This is a genomic window from Pseudomonas sp. 3B-A001-10F (genome assembly GCF_056313565.1).
This window is the reverse complement of record NZ_JBQYFW010000018.1, coordinates 39577-61323: the sequence shown is the minus strand read 5'-3', so window position 1 is coordinate 61323 and position 21747 is coordinate 39577. Positions and strand designations below refer to the sequence as shown.

The 21747-nt window shown below is 58.1% G+C and carries 25 protein-coding genes and 1 tRNA gene; 6 read left to right on the top strand and 20 right to left on the bottom strand.

From position 1 onward, the window contains the following. Position 1 precedes the first annotated feature (1 nt). From AC0ZWN_RS17605 to trmJ, 14 genes are all read right to left on the bottom strand, one after another. Positions 2-1027 carry a RodZ domain-containing protein gene (locus AC0ZWN_RS17605; RefSeq protein ID WP_093430649.1) on the bottom strand — a complete coding sequence of 342 codons (1026 nt, stop codon included), beginning with the start codon at positions 1025-1027 and terminating at the stop codon, positions 2-4. After that, positions 1027-1785 carry a type IV pilus biogenesis/stability protein PilW gene (pilW, locus tag AC0ZWN_RS17600; protein WP_093430650.1) on the bottom strand — a complete coding sequence of 253 codons (759 nt, stop codon included), beginning with the start codon at positions 1783-1785 and terminating at the stop codon, positions 1027-1029. The genes AC0ZWN_RS17605 and pilW overlap by 1 nt, the downstream gene beginning before the upstream one ends. A gap of 12 nt (positions 1786-1797) precedes the next feature. Then, entirely contained in the window at positions 1798-2946 is a 1149-nt protein-coding gene (gene rlmN / locus AC0ZWN_RS17595; RefSeq protein WP_016984373.1) for a dual-specificity RNA methyltransferase RlmN, read from the bottom strand. 28 nt (positions 2947-2974) lie between these two features. After that, complete coding sequence (gene ndk / locus AC0ZWN_RS17590) at positions 2975-3400, bottom strand: nucleoside-diphosphate kinase (RefSeq protein ID WP_007916882.1); 426 nt, start codon at positions 3398-3400, stop codon at positions 2975-2977. Between the two features lie 88 nt (positions 3401-3488). Then, positions 3489-3689 (bottom strand): Fe-S cluster assembly protein IscX, encoded by a 201-nt coding sequence (gene iscX / locus AC0ZWN_RS17585; protein ID WP_008084655.1) that lies wholly within the window; start codon positions 3687-3689, stop codon positions 3489-3491. Between the two features lie 14 nt (positions 3690-3703). Then, a complete protein-coding gene (gene fdx / locus AC0ZWN_RS17580; protein ID WP_007916885.1) occupies positions 3704-4045 on the bottom strand; it encodes an ISC system 2Fe-2S type ferredoxin in 342 nt (113 codons plus the stop codon). Further along, on the bottom strand, positions 4045-5910 hold the full coding sequence (gene hscA / locus AC0ZWN_RS17575) for a Fe-S protein assembly chaperone HscA (protein WP_093430652.1): 1866 nt from the start codon (positions 5908-5910) through the stop codon (positions 4045-4047). The genes fdx and hscA overlap by 1 nt, the downstream gene beginning before the upstream one ends. A 51-nt stretch (positions 5911-5961) precedes the next feature. Further along, positions 5962-6483, bottom strand: a complete 522-nt coding sequence (gene hscB / locus AC0ZWN_RS17570; RefSeq protein WP_007916889.1) for a co-chaperone HscB — start codon at positions 6481-6483, stop codon at positions 5962-5964. An 8-nt stretch (positions 6484-6491) separates the two neighbouring features. Further along, complete coding sequence (gene iscA / locus AC0ZWN_RS17565; RefSeq protein WP_003227904.1) at positions 6492-6815, bottom strand: iron-sulfur cluster assembly protein IscA; 324 nt, start codon at positions 6813-6815, stop codon at positions 6492-6494. A gap of 34 nt (positions 6816-6849) precedes the next feature. After that, complete coding sequence (gene iscU / locus AC0ZWN_RS17560; protein WP_007916892.1) at positions 6850-7236, bottom strand: Fe-S cluster assembly scaffold IscU; 387 nt, start codon at positions 7234-7236, stop codon at positions 6850-6852. Between the two features lie 101 nt (positions 7237-7337). Then, positions 7338-8552 carry an IscS subfamily cysteine desulfurase gene (locus AC0ZWN_RS17555; protein ID WP_007916899.1) on the bottom strand — a complete coding sequence of 405 codons (1215 nt, stop codon included), beginning with the start codon at positions 8550-8552 and terminating at the stop codon, positions 7338-7340. A gap of 47 nt (positions 8553-8599) precedes the next feature. Next, positions 8600-9091, bottom strand: coding sequence for a Fe-S cluster assembly transcriptional regulator IscR (gene iscR, locus AC0ZWN_RS17550; protein ID WP_038362955.1), 492 nt, complete (start codon positions 9089-9091; stop codon positions 8600-8602). A gap of 237 nt (positions 9092-9328) precedes the next feature. Continuing rightward, positions 9329-10105: a serine O-acetyltransferase gene (cysE, locus tag AC0ZWN_RS17545; RefSeq protein WP_025109222.1), complete on the bottom strand. Its 777-nt coding sequence runs from the start codon at positions 10103-10105 to the stop codon at positions 9329-9331. 3 nt (positions 10106-10108) lie between these two features. Next, positions 10109-10879 (bottom strand): tRNA (cytosine(32)/uridine(32)-2'-O)-methyltransferase TrmJ, encoded by a 771-nt coding sequence (gene trmJ, locus AC0ZWN_RS17540; RefSeq protein WP_007916903.1) that lies wholly within the window; start codon positions 10877-10879, stop codon positions 10109-10111. A 145-nt stretch (positions 10880-11024) separates the two neighbouring features. Here trmJ and suhB point away from each other — a divergent pair, with 145 nt between their 5' ends. After that, positions 11025-11843 carry a type III secretion system regulator SuhB gene (gene suhB, locus AC0ZWN_RS17535; RefSeq protein ID WP_016773320.1) on the top strand — a complete coding sequence of 273 codons (819 nt, stop codon included), beginning with the start codon at positions 11025-11027 and terminating at the stop codon, positions 11841-11843. Positions 11844-12091: 248 nt separating this feature from the next. On the opposite strand, the gene AC0ZWN_RS17530 is transcribed toward suhB, so the two are convergent. From AC0ZWN_RS17530 to queA, 6 genes are all read right to left on the bottom strand, one after another. Beyond that, entirely contained in the window at positions 12092-12640 is a 549-nt protein-coding gene (locus tag AC0ZWN_RS17530; protein WP_007916907.1) for a glycine zipper 2TM domain-containing protein, read from the bottom strand. A gap of 121 nt (positions 12641-12761) precedes the next feature. After that, a complete protein-coding gene (gene secF, locus AC0ZWN_RS17525; RefSeq protein WP_093430655.1) occupies positions 12762-13676 on the bottom strand; it encodes a protein translocase subunit SecF in 915 nt (304 codons plus the stop codon). A 9-nt stretch (positions 13677-13685) separates the two neighbouring features. Beyond that, a complete protein-coding gene (gene secD, locus AC0ZWN_RS17520; RefSeq protein ID WP_095048355.1) occupies positions 13686-15554 on the bottom strand; it encodes a protein translocase subunit SecD in 1869 nt (622 codons plus the stop codon). A gap of 64 nt (positions 15555-15618) precedes the next feature. Beyond that, positions 15619-15957 carry a preprotein translocase subunit YajC gene (yajC, locus tag AC0ZWN_RS17515; RefSeq protein ID WP_007916913.1) on the bottom strand — a complete coding sequence of 113 codons (339 nt, stop codon included), beginning with the start codon at positions 15955-15957 and terminating at the stop codon, positions 15619-15621. A gap of 43 nt (positions 15958-16000) precedes the next feature. Beyond that, positions 16001-17116, bottom strand: coding sequence for a tRNA guanosine(34) transglycosylase Tgt (gene tgt, locus AC0ZWN_RS17510; RefSeq protein WP_163004798.1), 1116 nt, complete (start codon positions 17114-17116; stop codon positions 16001-16003). A 14-nt stretch (positions 17117-17130) separates the two neighbouring features. After that, the gene (queA, locus tag AC0ZWN_RS17505) at positions 17131-18195 is read right to left on the bottom strand and encodes a tRNA preQ1(34) S-adenosylmethionine ribosyltransferase-isomerase QueA (RefSeq protein WP_476335899.1); all 1065 of its coding nucleotides are present in this window, start codon (positions 18193-18195) and stop codon (positions 17131-17133) included. Positions 18196-18302: 107 nt separating this feature from the next. Here queA and AC0ZWN_RS17500 point away from each other — a divergent pair. The 5 genes from AC0ZWN_RS17500 to AC0ZWN_RS17480 all read left to right on the top strand — a co-directional run bounded on the left by AC0ZWN_RS17500 (position 18303) and on the right by AC0ZWN_RS17480 (position 21597). Next, positions 18303-18387 (top strand) — tRNA-Leu (locus AC0ZWN_RS17500). Between the two features lie 164 nt (positions 18388-18551). After that, entirely contained in the window at positions 18552-19793 is a 1242-nt protein-coding gene (locus AC0ZWN_RS17495) for a tyrosine-type recombinase/integrase (protein WP_476335898.1), read from the top strand. A 280-nt stretch (positions 19794-20073) separates the two neighbouring features. Beyond that, positions 20074-20913 carry a hypothetical protein gene (locus AC0ZWN_RS17490; RefSeq protein WP_476335897.1) on the top strand — a complete coding sequence of 280 codons (840 nt, stop codon included), beginning with the start codon at positions 20074-20076 and terminating at the stop codon, positions 20911-20913. 100 nt (positions 20914-21013) lie between these two features. Next, positions 21014-21295 (top strand): helix-turn-helix transcriptional regulator, encoded by a 282-nt coding sequence (locus AC0ZWN_RS17485; RefSeq protein ID WP_460154396.1) that lies wholly within the window; start codon positions 21014-21016, stop codon positions 21293-21295. Further along, positions 21292-21597 carry a hypothetical protein gene (locus AC0ZWN_RS17480; protein WP_201136657.1) on the top strand — a complete coding sequence of 102 codons (306 nt, stop codon included), beginning with the start codon at positions 21292-21294 and terminating at the stop codon, positions 21595-21597. The genes AC0ZWN_RS17485 and AC0ZWN_RS17480 overlap by 4 nt, the downstream gene beginning before the upstream one ends. The last annotated feature ends 150 nt before the right edge of the window (positions 21598-21747 follow it).

Sequence of the window (21747 nt, the reverse complement as noted above, 5' to 3'; positions counted from 1 at the left end):
CTTATTGACCCAACTTCAGGCGAGCAGTCTCGCCACTGGTGAACGGAGCGATATCGACCGGCTGGCCGTTGTAGCTGACCTGCGCGGCGCGGGCAACGCCCAGACGTACGTTTAGCGGCGGCTTGCCGGAAACGGTGACGCTATCGCCTTTATGCTTCAGACCACTGAAAATCACTTTGCCACGGCCATCGGTCACTTGTGCCCAGCAATCGGCACTGAACTGCAGTTGTACCTGACCATCGCCAGCCACCGGAGCGGTTGCTTCTGCGGTCGCTGCCGGTGTAGCAGGAACGACCGGAGCGGTGACGGTCGGCGCTGGAGTGGTTGGCGCGGGGCTAGCCGGGGTAGCGACAACCGGCGCCGGTGTATGAACCGGGGCGGTCGGCGTTGCAGCCGGTGCTGCTGGAGCAGTTGCCGGAGCAGCGCCTTCTGCACCAGTCGATTCAGCCGTGGTTTCCGACTGAGGCAGCGCCAACGCCGTTGAAGTATCGGCCTGGTTTTCCTCGACAGCCTGGTCCTCCGGCTCGTCGATCGGGTGAATCTGAGTCGTGCCGTCAGCACCTTCGACTTCAACGTGCTCAGGGGCCAGGGACGTCAGGTCCTTGGTGCGCTGGGATGTCTGATCCTGCCACCAGACGAAACCGCCGCCGATGACCGCGATCAGCAACAGCAGGCTGACAATACGCAAAATGGTGTGGGAAACCCGCACCGGCTCTTCGATACGGCCGAGGGCGTGAACATTGCTGCCCTGGGAATCGGTACCGGTGGACTGGTCGAACTGCTGAACCAGAACGGTCTGGTCCATGCCGAGCAATTTGGCATAAGCGCGAATGTAACCGCGAGCGAAGGTATGCCCCGGCAGCTTGTCGAAAGCGCCGGCTTCAAGATTGCTCAGGGAAGTCACGGTGAGGTTGAGCTTGAGGGCCACTTCGGCCAGCGACCAGCCATTGCTTTCGCGGGCCTGGCGCAGGGTCTCACCGGGGTTAACGCGATTCGCTGCTACAACTTCGGGATGCGCCGCTTTCATCATTGCTCCGACAGGTATTGCTGATATTCCGGCGTACCGGGATAGAGTCGTTTTAATTGCAGGCCATAACTGGCGGCCTTGTCGCGATCTTCAAACACTTTTGCCAGCCGAACGCCGAGCAATAGACTACGTGCATTTTGTTCGGTCAACTGGCTGAAACGGTCGTAATAGTCTCGCGCGGGCACATAATGCCTGTCTTCGAAGGACAACTCAGCCATTTCCAGCAACGCGCGTGGTTGTTGACGGTTCAAACGCAGTGCTTTTTCCAGCTGTTGCTGCGCCAGATCACGCTGACCGAGCTTCGCCGCCGTCATGCCGAGGTTCTCGAACACACGCGAACGCTCAGGATACAGGGTATCGGCGGCCGCCTGTTCAAAACGCTCGTAGGCTTCTTTATAACGCTGTTGTTCGTAGAGAAAGCTGCCGTAGTTGTTGAGGATGCGCGCATCGGCGGGACGGGAGGACAAAGCCTTGCGGAAGTGTTCGTCGGCCAGCTCAGGCTCCATTTCGGACTGAAACACCAACCCGAGGGCAGCGTTGGCGTCAGGATCGGAACCGTCGATTTCCAGCGCCTTCTTCAGCGGCACCTTGGCCCGCTCGGTCATGCCTTGCTGCAAGTATCCCAGCCCCAACTGCACGTAGGCAGCCCGCGCTTCATCGCGGCCCTTGCTGGTCTTCATCGGGTTGTAGTCACCCGACAGGACACAACCAGCACACAGGCTGGCCAACAGCAACAGCAGCGCAAAGCGCAGGGACATAGAGATCCTCTCTTAATTTGTGTTCGCGGCGTTCTGTGCCAGATCGCTGTCGGCGCTCAACTCGCGCACGGCGATGTAACGTTCGCTGCGACGGGTGCGATCCAGCACCTGCCCTACCAATTGACCACATGCAGCGTCGATGTCTTCACCACGGGTGGTGCGGACAGTGACGTTGAAACCGGCCTGATGCAACTGATCCTGGAAACGACGGATCGCGTTGTTGCTCGGACGCTCGTACCCGGAATGCGGGAACGGGTTGAACGGAATCAGGTTGATCTTGCACGGAATGTTCTTCAGCAGCTCGATCATCTCGACGGCGTGTTCAACCTTGTCGTTGATGTCCTTGAGCAAGGTGTACTCGATGGTCAGCACACGCTTCTCGCCAAGGGCGGACATGTAACGCTGGCACGACTCGAGCAGCATCTTAAGCGGATATTTCTTGTTGATCGGCACCAATTGGTTACGCAATGCGTCATTCGGTGCGTGCAACGACAACGCTAGGGATACGTCGATGTGCTTGGCCAGCTCATCGATCATCGGCACCACACCCGAGGTGGAAAGGGTCACGCGGCGCTTGGAGATCCCGTAGCCGAGGTCATCCATCATCAGATGCATGGCGGCGACGACGTTGTCGAAGTTCAGCAATGGCTCACCCATGCCCATCATCACCACGTTGGTGATGGCACGGTCGACCGTAGCCGGGACACTGCCGAAAGATTTGTTGGCAATCCACACCTGACCGATGACTTCGGCGGCGGTGAGGTTGCTATTGAAGCCTTGCTTGCCAGTGGAGCAGAAACTGCAATCCAGGGCACAGCCTGCCTGGGACGAAACGCACAGAGTGCCGCGTTTGCCCTGGGGAATGTATACGGTTTCGACGCAGCTGCCGGACGCCACGCGCACCACCCACTTACGGGTGCCGTCGCTGGAGATGTCCTCGCTGACCACTTCCGGACCACGGACCTCGGCAATAGCCTTGAGCTTGTCGCGCAAGGCCTTGCTGACGTTCGTCATGGCGTCGAAATCATCGACGCCAAAGTGGTGAATCCATTTCATTACCTGACCGGCACGGAAACGCTTCTCCCCGATTGAGTCGAAGAATTTTTCCATTTCCTGTTGAGTCAGACCCAGCAGGTTGGTTTTTACAGTCGATGTAGTCATGGATTCACCTTCACTCTTAAGCCAATGCTTAGCGAGTGGTTACTTCAGTAGCTGCGAAGAAGTACGAGATTTCACGAGCAGCTGCGGCTTCGGAGTCCGAACCGTGAACAGCGTTGGCGTCGATGGAATCAGCGAAGTCAGCGCGGATGGTGCCGGCAGCAGCTTCTTTAGGGTTGGTAGCGCCCATCAGCTCACGGTTCAGAGCGATAGCGTTTTCGCCTTCCAGAACCTGAACAACAACAGGACCGGAGATCATGAAAGCAACCAGGTCGCCGAAGAAACCACGAGCGCTGTGCTCAGCGTAGAAGCCTTCAGCTTCAGCTTTGGACAGTTGCTTCAGTTTCGAAGCTACAACGCGCAGGCCGGCTTTTTCGAAACGAGTGGTGATTTCGCCGATGACGTTTTTTGCAACAGCGTCAGGCTTGATGATGGAGAAAGTGCGTTGAACAGCCATGGTGTAACTCCAGAAACGGTAATTTGCGAAAAATTAAACCCGCGAATTATACGCGGGTTCTTGGGTATTGCCTAACCTGCGAGGACGATCAGTCCAATTCTTCAGCCCAGAGCGTCTGAACTGCTTCCAACACCTTCTCGCCAACACGGCCAGAGGTATTGTCGAAATCCGGCAGCTCTTTGATCCATTGCTGCAGATCGACGAAATTGACAGAAAACGGATCTACACCCGGTTTGGCCTCGGCCAATTCTTCTGCAATACGTTGAACATCATTCCAACCGTAGCTCATGACAGTCTTACCAGTCAGTGCGGCGCTTCAGCCGCATGGTTAAGCGAATATTTCGGAATTTCGACGGTGATGTCTTCTTCACCGACGATCGCCTGGCAAGCCAGACGCGATTGCGCTTCCAGGCCCCAGGCGCGATCGAGGAAGTCTTCTTCCAGCTCGTCAGCCTCTTCCATCGAGTCGAAACCCTCGCGGATGATGCAGTGGCACGTGGTGCAAGCACAGACGCCGCCGCAGGCGCTTTCCATCTCGATGTGGTGTTCGTGGGCCAGTTCGAGAATCGATGTGCCGGGCGCAGCCTCGACCACCATGCCTTCAGGGCAGAACTTCTCGTGGGGCAGAAAAATAACCTGCGGCATCAGATATCCTCGATTTCATTCAGATTGCGCCCCGACAGAGCGGCTTTCACCGTCAGATCCATGCGGCGAGCAGCAAAAGCATCGGTCACTTGCGACAGACGCTTGGTCTGCTGCTCGATGGCGTAACCATCCGTACCTTTCATCAGTTCGGCCAGTTCCTGCAGCTGCAGATCGATGACCATGCGCTCTTCGGCGTCGAGCAAACGCTCGCCATCGGCCTCCAGAGCGCCCTGCACCGCTTCGATCAGGCGCTGGGCATCGACTTGCTGCTCACGCAGAACGCGGGCGACTTTGTCGTCATTGGCATGCTGGAACGAATCCTTGAGCATTTTGGCGATTTCGCCGTCGGTCAGACCGTAGGACGGTTTGACCTGAATGCTTGCCTCAACGCCTGAACCCAACTCACGAGCGGAAACGCTGAGCAGACCGTCGGCATCGACCTGGAAGGTCACGCGAATCTTCGCAGCGCCGGCGACCATCGCTGGAATGCCGCGCAATTCGAAGCGCGCCAGCGAGCGGCAGTCACTGATCAGCTCACGCTCGCCCTGCAATACGTGGATCGCCATGGCCGACTGGCCATCTTTATAAGTCGTGAAATCTTGTGCGCGAGCGACGGGGATGGTGGTGTTACGCGGAATCACCTTCTCCATCAGACCGCCCATGGTTTCCAGACCCAGGGACAGCGGAATCACGTCGAGCAGCAGCAGTTCGCCACCATCGCGCTTGTTGCCTGCCAATGTATCGGCCTGGATCGCGGCACCGATGGCCACCACTTGATCCGGGTCAATTTCAGTCAGAGGCTGACGACCGAAGGCTTCGGCAACGGCTTCGCGAACGCGCGGCACGCGAGTCGAACCGCCGACCATGACCACAGCGTGCACGTCTTCCAGCTCGATACCGGAATCGCGAACGGCGCGACGGCAGGCTTTCAGGCTGCGAGCGACCATCGGCTCGATCAGCGCATCGAAGGCTTCACGGGTCAGCTGTGCTTTCCAGTCGCCATAGGCCACTTCAACGCTGGCCGCATCGGTCAGGGCTTCTTTGGCCGCGCAAGCGGTTTGCAGCAGATTGCGTTGTGCGCCCGGATCGAGATCGGCAGACAGGCCCGCGCTCTCGATGATCCAGCCGGCAATCGCGTGATCGAAGTCATCGCCACCCAGCGCGCTGTCGCCGCCAGTGGCCAGAACTTCAAAAACACCGCCTGTCAGACGCAGAATCGAAATATCGAAAGTACCGCCGCCCAGGTCATAAATCGCGACCAGGCCTTCAGCGTGTTGATCCAGACCGTACGCCACAGCGGCAGCGGTCGGCTCATTGAGCAGGCGCAACACGTTCAGACCGGCAAGTTTCGCCGCATCCTTGGTGGCTTGGCGCTGAGCATCATCGAAGTAAGCAGGAACGGTGATCACCGCGCCAACCAGTTCGCCACCCAACGTCGCTTCAGCACGCTGACGCAGCACCTTGAGGATATCGGCGGAGACTTCGACCGGGCTTTTCGGGCCTTGCACGGTATCGATGAACGGCATGTGCGATTCGCCACCGACAAAGCGGTATGGCAGTTGCTCGCCCAATTGCTTGACGTCGGACAGACCACGACCCATCAAGCGCTTGACCGACAGCACGGTGTTCAAAGGATCGGACGCGGCGGCCAGTTTGGCCGACTCGCCGACTTCGACGTGATCGGCGTGGTAACGCACAGCGGACGGCAGGATGACCTGCCCGTTTGCGTCGGCCAACGGCTCGGAAAGACCACTGCGCAACGCAGCGACCAGCGAATTGGTAGTGCCCAAGTCGATCCCCACAGCCAGACGACGCTGGTGCGGTTGAGGACTTTGGCCGGGTTCGGCGATCTGCAGTAGGGCCATCGTGATCAGGACTTATCTGTATATCAGGCGTGCGACCGGAGCGGCACTGGGTTAATCGTCGAGGCGCTCTTCTAACTGGCGCACTTCGTAGGTGAGCTTGTCGAGGAACTGCATGCGCCGCATCAGGCGTTCGGCCTGTTCGCGTTGCGCTGCATCATCCCAACAGGCTGCGAAGCTTTCATTGAGTTCTTCCTGAGCCACTTTCAGGCGCCGCTTGAATACCGCGACACCGTCGAGGTCAGCACTGTCCTGGAGGTCTTCGAGCTCTTCGCGCCATTGCATCTGCTGCAGAAGAAACTCGGGATCATGGACCGTGACTTCCATCGGCACTTCATGCCCGCTGATGGTCAGCAGGTAGCGTGCGCGCTGGGCCGGACTCTTGAGCGTCTGATAGGCGTCGTTGAGCCGCGCAGACTGCTCCAGAGCCGACCGTTGCTCACGCTCGGAAGCGTCGGCAAAACGGTCAGGATGAACGCCGCGCGCCAACTCACGATAGCGCGTGGCCAACTGCTCGAGATCCAGACGGAAACCCGGTTGCAGCTCGAATAAAGCGAAATGACAAGGAATACCCACGACAAGCCTCAGATGTTGAAGCTTTCGCCGCAGCCACATTCACCGCGTACGTTGGGGTTGTTGAACTTGAAGCCTTCGTTCAACCCTTCCTTGACGAAATCGAGCTCGGTGCCGTCCAGGTAGGCCAGGCTTTTCGGGTCGATGATCACTTTTTCGCCGTGACTCTCGAACACCTGATCCTCTGCAACCACCTCGTCGACAAACTCCAGCACGTAGGCAAGGCCGGAACAGCCTGTGGTGCGAACACCCAGACGAATCCCTTCACCTTTGCCGCGCCCGTCGAGGGAGCGCCGCACGTGTCGAGCAGCCGCTTCTGTCATGCTGATAGCCATCGGTGACTCCTTACTCGTCGCCAAATCCAGAAAGTCAGATCAAGCCTTTCTTCTGCTTGTAATCGCGAACAGCCGCTTTGATAGCGTCTTCAGCCAGTACCGAGCAGTGAATTTTCACTGGCGGCAGGGCCAGTTCTTCGGCCAGCTGGGTGTTCTTGATGGTTTCGGCTTCGTCCAGGGTCTTGCCCTTCATCCACTCGGTGGCGAGGGAGCTGGAAGCGATGGCCGAACCGCAGCCGTAGGTCTTGAACTTGGCATCTTCGATGATGCCAGCGTCGTTGACCTTGATTTGCAGACGCATCACGTCGCCGCACGCCGGAGCGCCGACCATGCCGGTGCCGACATCAGGATCTTCCGCGTTCATCTTGCCGACGTTGCGCGGGTTTTCGTAGTGGTCGATGACCTTTTCGCTGTAAGCCATGATTCTCAATCCTCACTCATCAGGGCCGCTCTTGAGACCCTGCAACTGCGCTGCGTAAACCGCCGCGTCGCTACAGGATCTGTATCTGGCGGCTTCTATATTTAGTGTGCCGCCCACTCGATTTTCGAGATATCGACGCCGTCTTTGTACATGTCCCACAGCGGCGACAGAGCGCGCAGCTTGGTAACGGCCTCGCAGACTTTCTGCGCGGCGTAGTCGATTTCTTCTTCGGTGGTGAAACGGCCGAAGGTGAAGCGGATCGAGCTGTGTGCCAGTTCGTCGTTGCGGCCCAGGGCGCGCAGCACGTACGAAGGCTCCAGCGACGCCGAGGTGCAGGCCGAACCGGACGATACCGCCAGATCCTTGAGCGCCATGATCAGCGACTCGCCTTCAACGTAGTTGAAGCTCAGGTTCAGGTTGTGCGGAACGCGGGCGGTCAGGCTGCCGTTGACGTACAGCTCTTCCAGATGCTCGACCTGCTTGTAGAAGCGGTCGCTCAAGGCTTTGATACGGACGTTTTCAGCAGCCATGTCTTCTTTGGCTACGCGAAACGCTTCACCCATACCGACGATCTGGTGCGTCGCCAGGGTGCCGGAACGCATGCCGCGCTCGTGACCGCCGCCGTGCATGGTCGCTTCGATGCGCACACGCGGCTTGCGGCTGACGTACAGCGCGCCGATACCTTTAGGGCCGTAGGTTTTGTGGGCGGAGAACGACATCATGTCGACTTTCAGTTTCTGCAGGTCGATCTCGACTTTGCCAGTGGACTGAGCGGCGTCGACGTGGAACAGAACGCCCTTGGCGCGGAGCATTTCGCCGATCGCGGCGATGTCGTTAACGGTGCCGATTTCGTTATTCACGTGCATTACGGAGACCAAAATGGTGTCTTCGCGCAGTGCAGCTTCAATCATGGCCGGGGTGATCAGACCGTCTTCGGTCGGCTCGAGGTAAGTAACCTCGAAACCTTCACGCTCCAGTTGGCGCATGGTGTCCAGGACAGCCTTGTGCTCGATCTTGGAGGTGATCAGGTGCTTGCCCTTGGAGCCATAGAAATGTGCCGCGCCCTTGATTGCCAGGTTGTCGGACTCGGTAGCACCGGAAGTCCAGACGATTTCGCGCGGATCAGCGTTGACCAGATCGGCCACCTGACGACGGGCGTTTTCAACGGACTCTTCAGCCTTCCAGCCGAACACATGGGAACGGGACGCTGGGTTACCGAAGTTTCCGTCGACCAGCAGGCATTCACTCATTTTTTGCGCAACACGCGGATCAACCGGGGTGGTCGCAGAGTAATCAAGGTAAATCGGCAATTTCATGGACTATCTCCTAAATCAGGGCTGGCGTGCCGCTAGCTCTCTGGCTGTCATTCGACGGCGGACGCTTCAATCTTGTCCAGGCGTGGCGCCTTGCTGTTGCAACGGCGCTGGTCCTGACGCTGGGCTACTTCTTGCACCTCACGGCGAGTCACAAGATCAGCCAAGCTGATACCACTTAGAAATTCGTGAATCTGCAGGCTCAAATCGCACCACAGATGATGGGTCAGGCAGGTGTCGCCGGAATGGCAATCGCCCTGGCCCTGGCATTTGGTAGCATCGACCGATTCGTTTACTGCATCGATCACCTGGGCGACCTGGATGCCCTGCATCTCGCGGGACAACTGGTAGCCACCACCCGGGCCGCGCACACTGGAAACCAGGTTACTGCGGCGCAGCTTGGCGAACAGCTGTTCGAGGTAGGACAGGGAGATGCCTTGGCGCTCGGAGATATCGGCCAGGGACACGGGCCCGTGCTGCGCGTGCAACGCCAGGTCAAGCATGGCGGTCACGGCGTATCGGCCTTTTGTAGTCAGTCGCATGGACAGTTACCACGGAGTTCAGAATGGGGCGAGTATGCAATTCCCGAGTATTTAAGTCAACTTTAAGACCTAGTACTTTAGTCAGGTTTACCCGCAAAAGAGCGCGCGCATCATAGCAAAGGCTGGCGGCTTGCAGCCAGCAGTACCGCGTTATCGTTCTTCGCGAGCAGGCTCGCTCCCACACTGGAACGCTATTCCCTGTGGGAGCGAGCCTGCTCGCGAAGGAATCGGCGCGGTTTAGCTGGCCTGACTCTGATCCTTACCCTTCACACAGGCAAAGTCTTCTTCACGCAGCTCAGGCAGATCTTTCGCACAGTAATTGCTACCCAGATCCTTCAGCGCGCCGCACATCCCCTCCAGCCGCCCGTCCACCGCTTGCAGGTGATCGAGCAACTGACCAATGGCACGCGCCACCGGGTCGGGCATGTCTTCGCTGACGCCGTAGGCATCGAAACCGATCTTCTCGGCCATGGCCTTGCGCTTGGCATCCTGCTCTTCATCGGACTTGACGATGATGCGCCCAGGAATACCGACAACCGTGGCGCCCGGCGGTACTTCTTTGGTCACCACGGCGTTGGAACCAACCTTGGCACCAGCGCCGACGGTGAACGGGCCGAGTACCTTGGCGCCCGCGCCGACGACCACACCATCACCCAGCGTCGGGTGGCGCTTGCCCTTATTCCAGCTAGTGCCGCCGAGGGTCACGCCCTGATAAATAGTCACGTCATCGCCAATCTCGGCGGTTTCACCAATGACGATACCCATGCCATGGTCGATAAAGAAACGACGACCGACCTTGGCCCCCGGATGAATCTCGATCCCGGTCAGCCAGCGACCGAAGTTCGACACCAGCCGCGCCAGCCATTTCAGTTCGTTGCGCCAGAGCATGCCGGCCAATCGATGGATCCAGATCGCATGCATGCCGGGGTAGCAGGTCAGGACTTCAAAAGCGTTACGCGCCGCCGGGTCTCGATGGAATACGCTCTGGATATCTTCACGCAAACGCTCAAACATCATTTAGTCCTTCCGCTTAAGAAGCTCACCACGGGCCGCTTTTTGGGTTTCCGTGAGGATGCCACGCAAAATATTCATTTCCGCCCGGCTGACCGAGCTGCGTCCGTACAACCGACGCAGGCGCGCCATCAAGTGCCGTGGTTTCTCGGGATCGAGGAATTCGATGGCGACCAGTGTCTGCTCCAGATGCTCATAGAAGCGTTCCAGTTCATCCATGGTCGCCAGCTCGGCGCTTTTCACCGAAGCCACTTCTTCCTTCTCGATCTTGCTCGGCTGACCTTGGGCGGCCAGCCAGGCCATGCGCACCTCATAGCTCAACACCTGCACCGCCGCGCCGAGGTTCAGCGAGCTGAACTCAGGGTCGGACGGGATGTGCACGTGAAAGTGACATCGCTGCAGCTCTTCGTTGGTCAGACCGGAATCTTCACGACCGAATACCAGAGCGATTTCGGCGCCCTGCCCGGCTTCTTCAACCACTTTGGTGCCGCACTCGCGCGGATCCAGCAGTGGCCAAGGGATTCGACGGTCACGGGCGCTGGTGCCAAGCACCAGATTGCAGCCGACCAAGGCATCTTCCAAGGTGGCGACGACTTGCGCATTTTCAAGGATGTCACCGGCACCAGAAGCACGAGCATCGGCTTCGTGGTGCGGGAAGACCCGCGGTTCGACCAGCACCAATCGCGACAGACCCATGTTTTTCATGGCGCGCGCGGCCCCGCCGATGTTGCCGGGGTGGCTGGTATTGACCAGGACGACACGAATGTTCTGCAGCAAGGGAGGCGCTCTCGGACACAGGAAAGGGGTGCAAATCTTACAGAACAGCCTACCGTTAAGCTATGAAAGCGAACAGCGTCCTTCACCTGAAGAAAAGTTCTGATAGAATGCGCGGCTTTCTTTAACAACCTTAGGTGACACATCCATGCAGCCCATGCTGAATATCGCGCTGCGCGCCGCCCGCAGCGCCAGTGAACTGATCTTCCGCTCCATCGAGCGCCTGGATACCATCAAGGTCGACGAAAAAGACGCCAAGGATTATGTATCCGAGGTCGATCGCGCCGCTGAACAGAAAATCATCGACGCGCTGCGCAAGGCTTACCCGAATCACTCGATCCAGGGTGAAGAAACCGGCCTGCACGCCGGCACCGGCATCGAAGGCGAAGAGTACCTGTGGATCATCGATCCACTGGACGGCACCACCAACTTCCTGCGCGGCATTCCTCACTTCGCTGTCAGCATTGCCTGTAAGTACCGTGGTCGCCTGGAACACGCAGTGGTTCTGGACCCGGTTCGCCAGGAAGAATTCACCGCCAGCCGTGGTCGCGGCGCCCAACTGAACGGTCGTCGCCTGCGCGTCAGCGGTCGCACCAGCCTTGACGGCGCCCTGCTGGGTACCGGCTTCCCGTTCCGTGATGACCAGATGGATAATCTCGACAACTACCTGGGCATGTTCCGCGCTCTGGTTGGCCAGACTGCCGGCATCCGCCGCGCCGGCTCCGCCAGCCTGGACCTGGCCTATGTCGCCGCTGGTCGCTTCGACGCGTTCTGGGAGTCGGGCCTGTCCGAGTGGGACATGGCTGCAGGCGCCCTGCTGATTCAAGAAGCCGGCGGCTTGGTGAGCGACTTCACCGGCGGTCACGACTTCCTTGAAAAAGGCCACATCGTTGCCGGCAACACCAAATGCTTCAAGGCAGTACTGACGGCGATCCAGCCGCACCTGCCGGCTTCGCTGAAGCGCTAAGCTTCACGCGAAAGGAAAAAAGCACCCTTCGGGGTGCTTTTTTTATGCCTGGAATTCGATCTTCAGACCGCCAAAATCTTCATGTGGGAGCGAGCCTGCTCGCGAATGCATTCTGACAATCAACATTGATGTCGGCTGGCACACCGCATTCGCGAGCAGGCTCGCTCCCACAGGAGGGTACGGTGTGCCAGAAATGGCGGGCACAAAAAAGCACCCCGCAGGGTGCTTCTTGTTAAAACAGTCGGTCCTTACTGAGCCGGCTCATTCTGCGACAGAATCAACTTGCCTTCCTTGTCGACCGGAATCTGGTTGCCCGGATCGCGATCCATCCGCACTTTACCTTCCTTGCCATCGAGCGAATAACGTACGTCGTAACCGACGACCTTGTCGCTGATGTCGTTGACCGTGTTGCAGCGGGTTTGCGTGGTGGTGTAGGTATCACGCTCTTGCATGCCTTCCTGCACCTTGTTACCCGCATAACCGCCACCGACCGCACCGGCCACCGTGGCAATTTTCTTGCCGGTGCCGCCGCCAATCTGATTACCCAGCAAACCACCTGCCAGCGCACCCACAACGGTACCGGCAATCTGGTGCTGATCTTTTACCGGTGCCTGACGCGTCACTGTCACGTCCTTGCACACTTCACGTGGAGTCTTGATCTGTGTTTTAACCGGCTCGACGGCCAACACTTGCGCATACTCAGGGCCGCTTTTAACCAGGCTGTAGGTGGCAACAGCACCCCCGGCAGTTACACCGACAGCACCCAATACCGCACCAACCAGCAACGACTTGTTCACATGAACCTCCTGACCATCACATGCGGGACACGCCCGCGCTTCTCCCAGCCTTGGAGCATAAAAAAAGGCGCGAGTTCAACTCGCGCCTTTCTTGGGCTGACAGCCGGGAAAACGATGACCGTTATGGACGGTCGTCGATTTCCTTTTCAGTGTTGGCCGGAGGAATCAGATCCTCAGTGCTCAGGTTCAGCCAGATCAGCACCACGTTAGCGATGTAGATCGACGAGTAAGTACCCGCCAGAACACCGATGAACAGGGCAATCGAGAAACCGAACAGATTGTCGCCACCGAAGAACAGCAGTGCCGCGATCGCCAGCAAGGTGGAGATCGACGTCGCCATGGTCCGCAGCAGGGTCTGGGTGGTCGAGATATTGATGTTCTCGATCAGCGAAGCCTTGCGCAGGACACGGAAGTTCTCACGAACCCGGTCGAATACCACGATGGTGTCGTTCAACGAGTAACCGATGATCGCCAGTACCGCCGCCAGCACCGTCAGGTCGAAGGTGATCTGGAAGAACGACAGGATACCGATGGTCACGATCACGTCGTGGATCAGCGAAACGATGGCGCCGACCGCGAATTTCCACTGAAAGCGGAAAGCCAGGTAGATCAGGATGCCGCCGAGCGCCAGCAGCATGCCGAGGCCGCCCTGGTCACGCAGCTCTTCACCGACCTGCGGACCAACGAACTCGACCCGCTTGACCGTCGCCGGGTTGTCACCGCCGAGCTTCTGCAGCGCTTCCGCGACCTGATGGCCCAGTTGCGGATCTTCACCCGGCATACGCACCAGCAGATCGGTGGTTGCACCAAAGCTCTGCACGATGGCCTCGTGGTAACCCGAAGTCACCAGCTCTTCACGCACCTTGGTGACATCGGCCGGACGCTCGTAGGTCAGCTCGATGAGCGTACCGCCGGTGAAGTCCAGGCCCCAGTTCATACCCTTGGTAGCGACACTGAAAATAGCCAGCAACGTGAGAAACACTGTGACGCCGAACGCGAAGTTGCGAACGCCCATGAAGTTGATTGTACGTAACATGGCAGCCCCTTAAATCCACAACTTCTTGAAGTCACGTCCGCCAAAGATCAGGTTGACCATTGCGCGGGTCACCATGATGGCCGTGAACATCGAGGTAAAGATCCCGAGGGACATGGTCACTGCGAAACCTTTGACCGGGCCGGTGCCCATGGCAAAGAGAATCCCGCCGACCAGCAACGTGGTCAGGTTGGCGTCGAGAATCGCGGTGAATGCCCGGCCGAAGCCTTCGTTGATTGCACGCTGCACGGTCATGCCGGCGGCGATCTCTTCACGGATCCGCGAGAAGATCAGCACGTTGGCGTCGACCGCCATACCCATGGTCAGCACGATACCGGCGATACCCGGCAGGGTCAGCGTTGCACCCAGCAGCGACATCAAGGCCAGCAGCAGCACCATGTTCACCGCCAGTGCGACGGTGGCGATGATGCCGAAGAAGCGGTAGATGGCGATGATGAACAGCGACACGAACAGCATGCCCCACAGCGACGCATCGATACCTTTGGTGATGTTGTCCGCACCCAGGCTCGGGCCGATGGTGCGCTCTTCAGCGAAGTACATCGGTGCAGCCAGACCACCGGCACGCAGCAGCAGCGCCAGTTCGGACGATTCACCCTGACCGTTCAGGCCAGTGATGCGGAACTGAGCACCCAGCGGCGACTGAATGGTCGCCAGGCTGATGATCTTCTTCTCTTCCTTGAACGTTTGCACCGCAACGTCTTTCTCGACGCCATCGACCACTTGCTTGGTGTAAGTGGTGACCGGACGCTGTTCGATGAAGATCACCGCCATGCTGCGACCGACGTTCGAACGAGTAGCGCGACTCATCAGCTCACCACCATGACCATCCAGACGGATGTTCACTTCTGGTGTGCCGTGCTCGCCAAAACCAGCCTTGGCATCGGTAACCTGGTCACCGGTGATGATCAGGCCACGCTCGATCTGCGCTGGCGGACGATTGCCTTCACGGAACTCAAAGGATTCGGAGGTAGCTTTCGAAGCACCCGGCTCAGCAGCCAGACGGAACTCAAGGTTGGCCGTCTTGCCGAGAATACGCTTGGCTTCGGCAGTGTCCTGCACGCCCGGCAGCTCAACCACGATGCGGTTGGCGCCCTGGCGCTGAACGATTGGTTCGGCAACACCCAGCTCGTTGACGCGGTTACGTACCGTGGTCAAGTTCTGCTTGATGGAGTATTCACGGATTTCCGCCAGCTTGGCCGGGGTCATCGCCAGACGCAGCACCGGTTGACCATTGAGGTCGGCCGGAACAATGTCGAAATCGTTGAAGTTCTTGCGGATCAGTGCACGGGCCTGTTCGCGGGAGTCTTCATCGCTGAAGCCCAACTGAATGGCACCGCCGAGTTGCGGCAGGCTGCGATAGCGCAGCTTCTCTTTGCGCAGCAGGCTCTTGACGTCGCCTTCGTAAACTTTCAGGCGTGCATCGAGGGCTTTATCCATGTCCACTTCCAGCAGGAAGTGCACACCACCGGACAAATCCAGACCCAGTTTCATCGGGTGCGCGCCCAGGTTGCGCAGCCATTGCGGGGTGGTCTGTGCCAGGTTCAGCGCGACAACGTAGTCGTCACCCAATGCCTTGCGCACAACGTCTTTGGCCGGCAGCTGATCTTCAGCCTTGCTCAGACGGATCAGACCGCCCTTGCCGTTTGCCGCCAGCGTGGCTGCCTTGACGTTGATCCCGGATTCCTTGAGCGCAGTGCTCACACGGTCCAGATCAGCCTGATTGACTTGCAGCGCAGTGCTTGCACCGCTGACCTGAATGGCCGGGTCATCAGGATAAAGATTGGGAGCGGAATAAATCAGACCGACCGCCAGCACCGCCAGGATCAGAATGTATTTCCACAGAGGATATTTGTTCAGCATCACGCCGCCCGTTATGAACGCGGGGCGCCTTGCGCGCCCCGTCGATTGAGTAGAAGTTGTTGCTTCAGATCGCTTTCAGCGTGCCTTTTGGCAGCGTGGCGGCGATGGCGCCTTTCTGGAACTTCATTTCCACGGTGTCGGAAACTTCCAGAACCACGAAGTCATCGGCAACTTTAGTGATCTTGCCGGCGATGCCGCCAGTGGTCACAACTTCGTCACCTTTCTGCAGGCTGCTCAGCAGGTTCTTCTGCTCTTTGGCGCGCTTGGCCTGTGGACGCCAGATCATCAGGTAGAAGATGACCAGGAAGCCGACCAGGAAAATCCACTCGAAACCGCCGCCCATTGGGCCGGCAGCAGCCGGTGCAGCCGCGTCAGCCATGGCGTTAGAGATAAAAAAGCTCATTTAGCACTCCAGTTGCAAATGTTGAATCTTGGGGTCAGAAAACTCAGTCCAAAGGCGGAACGGGGAGCCCGCGTTTGGCGTAGAAGGCATCGACAAAGGCGGCCAATGTACCCTGTTGAATAGCCTCGCGCAAACCAGCCATCAGCACCTGATAATGGCGCAAGTTGTGGATGGTATTGAGCATGCTTCCCAGCATTTCGCCGCACTTGTCCAGGTGATGCAGATAAGCGCGGGAGAAGTTCTGGCAGGTATAGCAATCGCAGGTCGGATCCAGCGGCGATTCATCATGGCGATGGAACGCGTTACGGATCTTCAGCACGCCTGTATCAATGAACAGATGCCCATTGCGGGCATTACGGGTTGGCATCACGCAATCGAACATGTCCACACCGCGGCGCACACCCTCAACCAGATCTTCCGGTTTGCCAACGCCCATAAGGTAACGAGGTTTGTCAGCCGGCATCATGCCCGGCAGATAATCCAGGACTTTGATCATCTCGTGCTTCGGCTCACCGACCGACAGACCGCCGATGGCCAGACCATCGAAGCCGATCTTGTCGAGGCCTTCGAGCGAGCGCATGCGCAGATCCTGGTGCATGCCACCCTGCACGATACCGAACAGCGCCGCGGTGTTTTCACCGTGGGCATTTTTCGAGCGCTGAGCCCAGCGCAGCGACAATTCCATCGACACGCGAGCGACGTCTTCGTCAGCCGGATATGGCGTGCATTCGTCGAAGATCATCACGATGTCGGAGCCGAGATCGCGCTGCACCTGCATCGACTCTTCCGGGCCCATGAACACTTTGGCGCCGTCGACCGGGGAAGCGAAGGTCACGCCCTCCTCCTTGATCTTGCGCATCGCGCCAAGGCTGAACACCTGAAAACCGCCGGAGTCAGTGAGGATCGGGCCTTTCCACTGCATGAAATCGTGCAGGTCGCCGTGTTCCTTGATCACTTGGGTGCCAGGGCGCAGCCACAGGTGGAAGGTGTTGCCCAGAATGATTTCTGCGCCGGTGGCAACGATGTCACGCGGCAACATGCCCTTGACCGTGCCGTAGGTGCCCACCGGCATGAACGCTGGGGTCTCGACGGTGCCACGCGGGAAGGTCAGGCGACCACGCCGGGCCTTGCCATCGGTGGCCAGAAGTTCAAAGGACATGCGACATTCGCGACTCATTCTGTTTCCTCTGGGCCGGTTTCTTTAGGGGCAGTAGGTGCGGGATTACGGGTGATGAACATCGCATCACCGTAGCTGAAAAAGCGGTAACCGTTGTCGACGGCGGCCTTGTAGGCGGCCATGGTCTCGAGATAACCGGCAAATGCCGAAACCAGCATCAACAGCGTCGATTCCGGCAAATGGAAATTGGTCACCAAGGCGTCGACCACATGGAACGGCCGGCCCGGGAAGATAAAGATATCGGTGTCGCCACTGAACGGCTTGAGCACGCCATCGCGCGCGGCACTTTCCAACGAACGCACGCTGGTAGTGCCGACGGCAATCACTCGACCACCGCGCGCACGGCACGCAGCGACCGCATCGACCACGTCCTGGCCGACTTCCAGCCACTCGGTGTGCATGTGGTGATCTTCAAGCCTCTCGACGCGCACCGGCTGGAACGTCCCCGCGCCCACGTGCAGCGTGACGAAAGTGGTCTCGACGCCCTTGGCGGCAATCGCTTCCATCAGCGACTGATCGAAATGCAGCCCCGCCGTCGGCGCCGCCACCGCACCGAGTTTCTCGGCGTACACGGTCTGATAACGCTCGCGATCCGAGCCTTCGTCCGGGCGGTCTATATAAGGAGGCAACGGCATGTGCCCGACGCGATCGAGCAGCGGCAACACTTCTTCAGCGAAGCCCAGCTCGAACAACGCATCGTGACGTGCGAGCATTTCTGCCTCGCCACCGCCGTCGATAAGGATCTTCGAACCCGGCTTCGGCGACTTGCTGGAACGCACATGGGCCAGCACGCGATGCGTATCGAGCACCCGCTCAACGAGGATTTCCAGCTTGCCGCCGGACGCTTTCTGCCCGAACAGCCGCGCCGGAATCACCCGGGTATTGTTGAACACCATCAAATCGCCTGGACGCAAATGCTCAAGCAAATCAGTGAATTGACGGTGTGCGAGGGCGCCGCTCGGCCCGTCAAGGGTCAGCAGGCGACTACCGCGACGCTCGGCCAAAGGGTGGCGAGCGATCAGCGAATCAGGGAGCTCGAAAGTAAAGTCAGCAACGCGCATGATGGGGTTCGTCTAGCAGGGCCGGAAAGTCTAGCGGAAATATCGAAAATTCTCTATGTACCTGATTGACCGACGGTAATCTCATCTCTATACTTCGCCGCCATTGAGCCCTGATGGCGGAATTGGTAGACGCGGCGGATTCAAAATCCGTTTTCGAAAGGAGTGGGAGTTCGAGTCTCCCTCGGGGCACCACATAGCAGTATCTGAGAGTCTCTACCAGCCTCTCAGACCAAGAGAAACCGGCCATTTGGCCGGTTTTTTTGTGCCTGTCTGTCTACCCCTGTCCCCCCTTATCCGTTGTATCCCTGTATCCCTGCTTGTATCCTGAGAAAAATACCGAACTTTGGGATACAAGGATGAAGCGCGCAGACATCAAGCGCCGCCCTCTCGCTGACACTACACTTGCGGGATTGGAGCCGGAATCAAAGGAATACAGGGAGCTGGACGGAAACGGCCTCTACTTCAGGGTTAAACCTGATGGTGGTAAATCCTGGCAGCTCCGCTACAAACGTCCGGCGGGCAATTGGGCTTGGATGGGGCTCGGGGGTTACCCGGAAGTTAGTGGCGCGTTGGCAAGGGGCAAAGCTGCCGATCTACGCAAAGTAGTGAGTAGCGGTGCCGATCCCCTTGAACAAAAGCGATCCGCGAAAGCTGCTATCGATGCGGCCAAGACCCGAACCTTTCGAGCTGCCGCTGATGCCTGGCTGAAGGCAAAAGAGGAAAAGGGTCTCGCACCCTCCACTCTCAATAAAATCCGCACCTACCTCGACAAAGACATACTCCCGGCACTGGGAGATAAGCCTCTAGACGAAATCACCCGTACCGATTGCGCGGAACTCCAAGCATCCATCGAAGCTCGGGACGCACACAACGTGGCGGAAAAGTGTCGCACTTGGATCAATCAGATATTCGGGCGAGCCATCGGTTTGGGCCTCACGGAAAACGATCCGGGCAGTCGCCTACGAGATATTGCAGCCCAAGCCCCGAAGACTCAGCAGCATCCTCATTTGCTTGAGCCTGAGTTGGCAGAATTCCTTCAAGCACTCAAAAACACTCCCAGCAGGCTGACGGCCCGGACTGCAGCATGGCTCTGTATCTGGACCGCATCTAGACCGGGCATGGTTCGGTTAGCTGAATGGAAAGAGTTCGACCTTGATAAAGCGCTATGGACGACACCTGCCGCCAAGATGAAGATGCGAAGAGACTTTGTGTGTCCACTCCCTAAGCAAGCGCTTTCCGCTCTCAAAGAACTTCATAGCCTCACAGGTCGTAGTCGCTGGCTGTTCCCTGGTGTGGGCGCTAAGAATCCAACGATTAGCGAAAACACCATCAACAAAGTCTTCGCGACGGTTGGTTACAAAGGTCGCTTGGTTGGTCATGGTACTCGTCACACCGCCAGCACTCTGCTCAGGGAACACGGCTGGCCGAAAGAGCATGTCGAAGCGCAGCTTGCTCACAAAGAAGAGGGAATATCCGGGGTATACAACAAGGCTCAATACCTTGAGCACCGGGTGAAGATGATGCAGTGGTATGCAGATCACCTTGATGCGTTGGCAAGCGAAAAGGTGATCAAGGGACAATTTGGAAGAGCTGTATGAATGCACTTATCCATACCACCTTCAAAATCTGTGTAACAAGTGTTACTCGTGTAACGATGCCGGCCAACCCCCCGGATTCATTGGCTTTCAATCCCGTTACACTCCAGCACGCCATTCCGCACACTCGATGTAACGCACGCCGATTGTGTAACGCTACATCACGCCCCTTGCCTGCTGCGGGCAGACACTCCCTCACACTTGCCCATGGCGCAAAGCTCGCTGGCTACGCTTCCAACCCGCAGGGCGCGGGACAGCGCGTTGCACGTCGAGAGCCATTCGCATGATTGATACCCACCCGATCTTGCACTCGGCGCTAACCGCTGGCCTGATCAAATATCTCTCAGAGCAGCCACTCTACGAGTTCTGCAATGAACAGATCACTGACGTGTGCGAGCTGATCAATCAGTGCTGCATTCGCATCCAGACCGGCGACATTAGCAGCGACATGAGCAGCATGTGCATTCAGACAACGATGCATGAGGAGGCTATTTTTCAGTACGCCTCAACCGACAAAAAAAACCGTCTCGCTCATTGGGTTCGCCAATACAGCAAGTGTCATTCAGCCTCGGAACGCGAGGCATATGCAGCCTACGTCATGGCCTGCGCAGTAAAAGCGCTGAGCGCCTTAGCTGATTGGATGCGCTCCACCGAACAAGAGGCTTGGTCGCATGTTGCCGAGCCTCCGACGGATTGGCCGTGGGACCTTTATTGTCAGGTTGTGGAAAGACAGGTCGATCCTAGCGAACGTATTGAGGCATTGGACCAGTACGTGCTGTTTTTGGAGCCCATAACATCCCTACCCTGCTTGATCAGTGACGAGCTGACCCCAATCGCTTACAGGGCAATCGAGAACGCTATCCGCACTAAGGGGGGCATCATCAGCGGAATAGAGCGTAACGAAGAAATAGGCGCACGGGATACAGCAATCATTAGGCAAGGTCGACACTACGTGTCTAGCGGAATGTCACGGCGAAACGTGACCACGGCGGTTCACGCCTGGCTGGAACGGGAGGTGTCCAAACCACTCAAACAGCGCGCTGAGTGGGTGACAATGGAAACAGAAAAAGCGCTAACCCGCAAAAGCGTGGAAGGAATCCTCAAGCGCAATTTTGTGGTGTGACCGATATTTCAATTTCATTTCAAATGGAAGTGAACTGCTCACCGCCGACCAATTTCTAGACCATTGCTCTCGTTGTCCAAATCAATCGAGAGCAATACCTATGAACACCTCTGTCACCGATTTTCCCCGCAATACTCCCGCCAACGCCGCCTCACTTTTTGATGCCGCTTCAACCTTAATCCGCATGCGGGAAGTGGAAAGCATCGTGGGGATGAAGCGTTCGACCATCTACAAACTGATGCAGCGCACCGACTGCGGCTTTCCGCAGCCCGTCAAACTGAGCAACAGCAACGCACGCGGCGCCCCTGTCGCCTGGGTCCTTTCCGAAGTTCAAGCGTGGGCGCGCAGCCGCATCGAGGCACGTGATCAGGTGGCTGCATGAGCCACAAGACTGCAAACAACGCTTTGATGCACCCCTTTTCCGTGTTGCGTCGGATCGGTTTCTCGTCTCGCATCATGCAGCGTCTTGAACGCTACCGCAGCCAGCAGGACAGGCAAGGTCGCGTTGTCAGCGTGCTCAGCTGGGCCGACGGCACCTGGTGCGCCCTCTCCCTCCACTGCGAAAAGACCGGGGCCGTTGTCGTCGACGAAGGCCAGCAGGTTGACGCTTACGAAGACGCCCGCTCCATGCTCAGCGGCGGATTTCTGCCCCTTCTCTCCCTGCGCTGGGAAGCCCATGCCTGAAATGAAAACGCCTCCGGGGGCGATCCGGAGGCGTTGAGGTCAATCTACATGCACGAACAATTTATGCCGCACCTGAAAAAACCGCAAGCCATCAGCGCAGTTGCACTTTGGAAAAACGGACGTTACTCTCTGATCGTCGCTGCAAATTCA